Consider the following 7,066-nt stretch of genomic DNA (forward strand, 5'->3'; position numbering starts at 1 on the left):
TCTTTCTTTGTTTTGTTTTTTTTTTCAAGCAGAAAACGGCCATCGAGATTGAGAGAGGGTCCCGGGGGTCGGGGATGTGTTTAAGAGGCAGGTCCGGGGTCCACCCCTCGGAGGGCTACCGCGTCGTCCTGCTGACCGCGGGCGACGACCGCCCCGCCAAGGCGCTGGCGACCGCGGTCAAGGAGTGGGCCGAGGCCGAGCACGTCGACCTCAGGACGGTCGTCACCGACCACCCCGCCGACCTCCTGTCCGACGTCACCCGGGCCCTCGACATGCATCCGGACCTCATCGTCAGCGCCGGCAACGACCTGATCGACCCCCTCGCCACGGTCACCCCGAACCACCTCTCCCAGCAGTTCCTCGTGGTGGGCGCGGAGTTGGCCGAGCCCACCGCCAACGTCACCGCCGTCGACTGGTCCGGCGCGTCGTTCCGCGGTGAGGGTCTGGGCATGTCCTCGACGTACGACCCCGCCACCTTCACCCCCGCCCGCTGCGCCGCGGCCGTCCGCGCCGGCGTCGCGGCCATCCTGGGCGGTGTGACCGGGATCGTCCTCTGGCTCGACGAGCACGAGGGATAGCGCCCCCGGTGCCCATCCCCTGGCGATCCGCCGACGAGGCCCTGGCCCGGATCCTGCGCCGCCACGGCGCCGCGCCCGGCGCGGTCCACGACGTCGACGCGGCCTGGCAGTCGTTCGCCGAGTTCCTCGCCATCGAGGTCGAGGGCGTCGAGGAGGCCGACGGCGACGGCTTCATCGCCGCATGGGGCCGGTGGGACTGGAACGACGACCTGCCCGCGCTCTCGTTCGGGCGGCTGCTCGCGGTCCACGACACCGGCGGCAACCGCGACGACCCCCACCGGCAACCCGGGTACTGGGAGGTTGAGCTGCAGCTCTGCTGCGCCGAGGATCCGGCGTGGGCCGAACTGGACGACCTGGGCCTCCAGGACACCGGATTCGACCACCACGCCATCGGCGCGCCCAGGACCGCCGCGCTCGCGGAGACGCTCCGCCTGATCCGGTCCTACCCGCAGTTGGCCGCCATGTGGCGGGCCACGCCTGTGCGCAGCACCGTCACCCTGGAGCGCGCGGGCTGATCGCGGGGCGGGCGTACCGGCGGCGTCAGCTCTTGGCGCCACCTGGCACTACCTGGTGGCACCATCTGGCGCCACGTAGCACCATCCAGCGCCATCCATGGCACATCGCGCACATGTGGCATCATCATGGCTCAGGCCACCGTCATCACGTTTCACCAGGTCAGAGCGGCTACACCACAGGGTGGGCACCATGCGGCACCCTTCAGGCTTGCGCATGGCGTCATAGTGGTGCCACTATGACGTCATGGACCTCACCCCGTATGTCGACACCCTCCGCCGTGAACTCGCGGTGGCCGCCGAAGCCGGCGGGGAGGATGCCCGCGAGCTGGCCGAGCGGCTCACCGCTCCGCTGGAGTCGGCGACCCGCCTGACCATGCTCAACGTGCTCTCCGCCGCGATGGACGAGATCACCCGAGAACTCGCCCCCGGCTCGGTCGACGTACGGCTGCGCGGGCTGGACCCCGACTTCGTGGTGACGCTGCCGCCCACCGGCGGCGGCCCCGCGGACCGGGTGGACGCGCCCGTCGAACCGCTCAAGGCCCCGGCCCCCGCCCCGGCCGAGGGCGACGAGGGAGGCACCGCACGCGTCAACCTGCGCCTGCCGGCGCACCTCAAGGCCCGCGCCGAGGAGGCCGCCAACCGCGAGGGCCTGTCGGTCAACGCGTGGCTGGTACGGGCCGTGTCGGCCGCGGTCGACGGCGGCCCGCAGCAGCGTACGACGGAGAAGACCCGCACCATCGGACAGAGCTTCACGGGCTGGGTGCGCTAGCCGGGCCCGCCCGCACCCGCACCCGCTCCACGTCACCCACACCACGTCCCACCAGCGGGGACGACCCCAAGACCCAAGAGGACGGGACAGCCATGCCTTCTTTCGACACCCCCGAACCGATCTCCGTCACCGCCCACGTCGGCGCCGGTTCCATCCGGTTCGCCGCGGGCGACCGCCCCGACACCGTCGTCGAGGTGCTGCCCCGCGACCCGAAGCGGGACAAGGACGTCCGGGCGGCCGGCCAGACCGAGGTCACCTACGCGAACGGCGCCCTCACCGTCAGGACCAAGGAGCGCTACCTCATCGGGCCCAGCGGCGCCGTCGACGTGACGGTCGAACTGCCCACGGGCTCGCGCGTCAACGTGACCGGTTCCTGGACCCAGGTGCTCGGCGAGGGCCGGCTCGGCGAGGTCCGGGTGAAGACCTCGTCCAACGACGTCCGCTTCGACACGACCGGCCCGCTGCAGCTGACCGCCTCCCACGGCTCGATCACCGTCGACCGGATCGAGGGCACGGCCGAGATCACCACCAGTTCCGGCAGCCTGCGCGTCGGCACCCTCGACGGTCCCGCCGTCCTGAAGAACTCGCACGGCACCACGACCGTCGGCGCCGCGCTCGGCGAACTGCGGGTGCGCGGAGCCCACGGCAACGTCGACGTCGAGCGTGCCGAGAGCTCGGTCACGGCCACCGTCGCCCACGGCAACCTGCGCGTCGCCGAGGTCGCCCGCGGCACCGTCCAGCTGGAGACCTCCTACGGCGCCATCGAGGTCGGCGTCCGCGAGGGCACCGCCGCCTGGCTCGACGTCAGCTCCGAGCGTGGGCAGGTCCGCAACACGCTCACCGCGTCCGGGACCCCGGAGGCGACCGAGGACACCGTCGAGGTCCACGCCCGGACCCGCTGGGGCAACATCGACATCCGCCGTGCCCGGGTCTGAGCACCACGACCCCGACCCGCGCCGGCCCCCACCCACTTCAGCCTTCGAATGGAGGGCCCCATGGCTTCATCTGTCATGCCCACGCCCAGGCAAGGTGACCGTCACGCCTCACCCGCCGCCATCTCCGCCATCGGTCTGCGCAAGTCCTACGGCGACAAGACCGTGCTCGACGGCATCGACCTGCGCATCCCGGCCGGATCCGTGTTCGCGTTGCTGGGTCCGAACGGGGCGGGGAAGACCACCGCGGTGAAGATCCTGTCCACGCTCATCGCCGCCGACGGCGGGCAGGCCCAGGTCGCCGGCCACGACCTGGCCGGCGATCCGCAGGCGGTGCGTGCCGCGATCGGGGTCACCGGGCAGTTCTCCGCCGTCGACGGGCTGATCACCGGCGAGGAGAACATGCTGCTGATGGCGGACCTGCACCACCTGTCCAAGGCCGAGGGACGGCGGGTGGCCGCCGCGCTGCTGAAACGCTTCGACCTCACCGAGGCCGCCGGCAAGCCAGCCGCCACCTACTCCGGCGGCATGAAACGCCGCCTGGACATCGCCATGACCCTGGTCGGCGACCCCCGCATCATCTTCCTGGACGAACCCACCACCGGCCTGGACCCCCGCTCCCGCCACACCATGTGGCAGATCATCCGCGAACTCGTCACCGGCGGCGTCACCGTCTTCCTCACCACCCAGTACCTGGAGGAGGCCGACGAACTCGCCGACCGGATCGCCGTCCTCCACAACGGCACCATCGCCGCCGAAGGCACCCCCGACGAACTCAAACGCCTCATCCCCGGCGGCCACATCCGGCTGCGCTTCACCGACCCCACCGCCTACCACCACGCCGCCACCGCCCTGCCCGGCGCGGCCCGCGACGACGACGCCCTGACCCTGCAACTGCCCAGCGACGGCAGCCAACGCGACCTGCGCACCCTCCTGGACCGGCTCGACGCCGCCGCCGTCCACGCCGACGAGCTGACCGTCCACACCCCCGACCTCGACGACGTCTTCTTCGCCCTCACCGGCGACACCGCCACCGTCCCCCACCAGCCCACGGAGGCCCTGCGATGAGCACATCGACCCACGCCCTGCGCGACTGCTCCACCATGCTGCGCCGCAACCTCCTGCACGCCCGCCGCTACCCCTCCCTGACCCTCAACCTCCTCCTCACCCCGATCATGCTGCTCCTGCTGTTCGTCTACGTCTTCGGCGACACCATGAGCGCCGGCATCGCGGGCGGCACCCCCGACCGCTCCGCCTACATCGCCTACCTCGTCCCCGGCCTGCTCCTGATGACCATCGGCAGCACCACCATCGGCACCGCCGTCTCGGTCTCCAACGACATGACCGAAGGCATCATCGCCCGCTTCCGCACCATGGCCATCCACCGCGGCTCCGTGATCGTCGGACACGTCATCGGCAGCGTCCTGCAATCCGTCCTCAGCGTCGTCCTCGTCGCCGCCGTCGCCGTCGCCATCGGCTTCCGCTCCACCCACGCCACCCCCCTGGAATGGCTCGCCGCCCTGGCCCTGCTCGTCGGCTTCGCCACCGCACTGACCTGGATCGCCGTCGGCATGGGCCTGGTCAGCCCCAATGCCGAGGCCGCCAGCAACAACGCCACCCCCCTGATCCTGCTCCCCCTGCTGTCCAGCGCCTTCGTGCCCCTGCACTCCATGCCCGGCTGGTTCCGGCCCATCGCCCAGTACCAGCCCTTCACCCCCGCCATCGAGACCCTCCGTGGCCTCCTCCTGGGCACCGGCATCGGCGACAACGGGTGGATCGCCGCCGCCTGGTGCGCCGGCCTCACCGTCCTCGGCTACCGCTGGTCCACCGCGAGGTTCAACAGCACCAGCACCTTCTGATCCGGTGCACGCACCACGGCGGAGGGCCCCGCGCGCCGCGCGGGGCCCTCTGCTCGGATTACGCGTCCCTGCTCAGTCCGTCGTGAGGTGGGTGTCCATCACCGTCACCAACTCCGCCCGCCGTGCCGTCCCCTTGGGGGCCCGGGTCTGGTCCAGCCGGAGCGCGGCGGCGCGGCCGCGCAGGGACAGGGTCATGAGCTGGTTGCCGAACCATGGGCCGCCCGTCTTGCGCCAGCGCAGCGACGGGGTGCCGGCGCGGCCGTGACGGGCGAGGGCGCGGCCGATGAGCCGGGCGGGGCCCGTCCAGGCGAAGCGGAAGGCGAGGCGCATGAAGCCGGGGATCGTGTTGTGGACCGGCGAACAGGTCAGTTGCAGCAGACGGGAGCGCAGCGGCGTGCCGGGCCGGTGGGCCTCGGCGGTGTAGGCGTGGTGGACGTCGCCGGACAGGACGCAGATCGTGGCGGGGGCCTCGGGGGCGTCGGCGGCGTCGGTGAGGAGCCCGGCGAGGGCGTCGAAGGAGTCGGGGAAGGCCGACCAGTGTTCGAGGTCGCCGGCCTGGCGCAGGCGTTCGCCGCGGTGCGTCCAGCGGTGGCCGCGGCTGCCGCCGCAGAGGGCGGAGCTCCACGCCTCCGCGTCGTGGACGGCGTGCGGGAGGAGCCAGGGCAGGGAGGTGCCGATGAGCAGGTGGTCGAAGCTGCCGTCGGGGCGGACGTTCTGGCGCAGCCAGTCGAGTTCCGCCGGGTCGAGCATGGCGCGGTCGTGCTCGTCCAGGACGCGGGCGGCGCGTGAGTCGACCATGAGCAGGCGGGTGCGTCCGAGGTCGCGGCGGTAACTCCAGCGGGTGTGCGCCGGGTCGGCCTCCACGCGTGCGGCGAAGGCGCGCAGGGTCTCCGTGCCGTCCTCGGCGGCGCGCACCGCGGCGAGGAGCTTGTCGGCGGCGAGTTCGGCGGGGGTGAGGTTGCCGAGGTGCTGGTGGACCCAGTACGAGGTGAGGCCGCTGGTGACGCGCTCGTGCCACCAGGCCGTCTCCCGCATGGTGTTGCGCCACGTGTGGGAGGTGTTCCAGTCGTCTATGACGTCGTGGTCGTCGAAGATCATGCAGCTGGGCACCGTGGACAGCAGCCAGCGGATGTCCGGGTCGAGCCAGGACTCGTAGTAAAGGTGGGTGTATTCCTCGTAGTCGGCGACCTGGTCCCAGGGCGGCTCGTCCAGGTCGCGGCGCCGGGCGAGCCAGCGGCGGGTGGCCGCGGAGGTCTCGTCGGCGTAGATCTGGTCGCCGAGCAGCAGCAGGAGGTCGGGGCGGGGCGCGTCGCCGGAGCCGATGTGGTGGGCGAGGGTGTCCAGCGCGTCGGGGCCGATGGGGTCGGGTTCGTCCGGGGGCGGCGCGGCCCAGCGGCAGGAGCCGAAGGCGACGCGCAGCGGCTGTCCGTCCTCCCCGCCGTCCCCGTCGTGCCCGGCGGTGTGGATGGTGCTGGGCGGGTACGGGGAGCCGGGCAGCGGCCAGACCTGCTGCCCGTCGAGGAGGACGCGGTAGGGCGTGGAGGTGCCGGGGCGCAGCCCCGTCACGGTGACGATCGCGTAGTGGTGGCCCGCGATCTGCCAGGTGCGCTCGCTGCCGGTGGCCCCGTCCTCGCAGGCGACGGTCGCCGTGGCGGGGCGGTCCGCCTCGACCCACACGGTGGCCGTGTCCTCGTCCACGTATCTCAGCAGCGGGCCCAGGCGCAGTTCTGCCATGGCGGTCGGCCTTCCCTCCGTCGTCGTGAGTTGTGGACGTCGGAGGGAAGGCGTGAGTTCCCGGCCCCGCCCGGGCCGCGGTCCCGGCGGCCGGGCGGGGCCGGGACGCACCGTCAGCAGCCGCTGAGGACGCTGCTGAGCTTGCTCTTCTCGGCGGAGTCGACCGCCAGGTTGTAGTAGTACTTCACCTGGACCCAGGCGCGCACGTAGGTGCAGGCGTACGCGGTGCGGGACGGCATCCACGTGGCCGGGTCCTGGTCGCCCTTGGCCTGGTTCACGTTGTCGGTGACGGCGATGAGCTGCGGGCGGGTGAGGTCGTTGGCGAAGGCCTGCCGCTGGGAGGTGGTCCAGGCGGAGGCGCCGGAGTCCCAGGCCTCGGCGAGGGGCACGAGGTGGTCGATGTCGAGGTCGGACGCGGCGGTCCAGGTGGCGCCGTCGTAGACGGAGTACCAGCTGCCGCTGGTGGCGGCGCAGGAGGAGTCGGTGACCACGCCGCTGCCGTCGCGCTTGAGCACCGTCTCACGGGTGTTGCAGGCGCCGCTGATGGTGATCCAGTGGGGGAACAGGTCGCGGTTGTATCCGGTGCGGTTCTCGGTGGCGACCCTGAGCGAGGCCAGGTAGGTACGGGCGGTGGCGGCGCTGACGGGGGTGGGGAGCGCCGCCACCGCCCGTACCTACC

General features: G+C 72.1%; 8 protein-coding genes. 6 read left to right on the forward strand and 2 right to left on the reverse strand.

Annotated elements, in window-relative coordinates; translation table 11 throughout:
• From PV341_RS42415 to PV341_RS42440, 6 genes are all read left to right on the forward strand, one after another.
• Nucleotides 1-578: type 1 periplasmic-binding domain-containing protein (locus PV341_RS42415; protein WP_500360652.1), on the forward strand; the 578-nt coding region annotated here is incomplete at its 5' end.
• A gap of 8 nt (nt 579-586) precedes the next feature.
• Entirely contained in the window at nt 587-1,093 is a 507-nt protein-coding gene (locus PV341_RS42420; protein WP_500360653.1) for a hypothetical protein, read from the forward strand.
• A gap of 244 nt (nt 1,094-1,337) precedes the next feature.
• Nucleotides 1,338-1,862, forward strand: coding sequence for a toxin-antitoxin system HicB family antitoxin (locus tag PV341_RS42425; RefSeq protein WP_500322143.1), 525 nt, complete (start codon nt 1,338-1,340; stop codon nt 1,860-1,862).
• 92 nt (nt 1,863-1,954) lie between these two features.
• Complete coding sequence (locus PV341_RS42430) at nt 1,955-2,797, forward strand: DUF4097 family beta strand repeat-containing protein (RefSeq protein WP_499511657.1); 843 nt, start codon at nt 1,955-1,957, stop codon at nt 2,795-2,797.
• A gap of 60 nt (nt 2,798-2,857) precedes the next feature.
• On the forward strand, nt 2,858-3,862 hold the full coding sequence (locus tag PV341_RS42435) for an ATP-binding cassette domain-containing protein (protein ID WP_500360654.1): 1,005 nt from the start codon (nt 2,858-2,860) through the stop codon (nt 3,860-3,862).
• A complete protein-coding gene (locus PV341_RS42440) occupies nt 3,859-4,653 on the forward strand; it encodes an ABC transporter permease (protein ID WP_500322139.1) in 795 nt (264 codons plus the stop codon). The genes PV341_RS42435 and PV341_RS42440 overlap by 4 nt, the downstream gene beginning before the upstream one ends.
• A 72-nt stretch (nt 4,654-4,725) precedes the next feature.
• Here PV341_RS42440 and PV341_RS42445 read toward each other — a convergent pair whose 3' ends face one another.
• Nucleotides 4,726-6,387, reverse strand: a complete 1,662-nt coding sequence (locus tag PV341_RS42445; RefSeq protein WP_500322137.1) for an alkaline phosphatase D family protein — start codon at nt 6,385-6,387, stop codon at nt 4,726-4,728.
• A 113-nt stretch (nt 6,388-6,500) separates the two neighbouring features.
• Nucleotides 6,501-7,052, reverse strand: coding sequence for an HNH endonuclease family protein (locus PV341_RS42450; RefSeq protein ID WP_500360655.1), 552 nt, complete (start codon nt 7,050-7,052; stop codon nt 6,501-6,503).
• Nucleotides 7,053-7,066: the final 14 nt, after the last annotated feature.

The organism is Streptomyces sp. PA03-1a, assembly GCF_033792805.1.
Classification (GTDB): domain Bacteria; phylum Actinomycetota; class Actinomycetes; order Streptomycetales; family Streptomycetaceae; genus Actinacidiphila.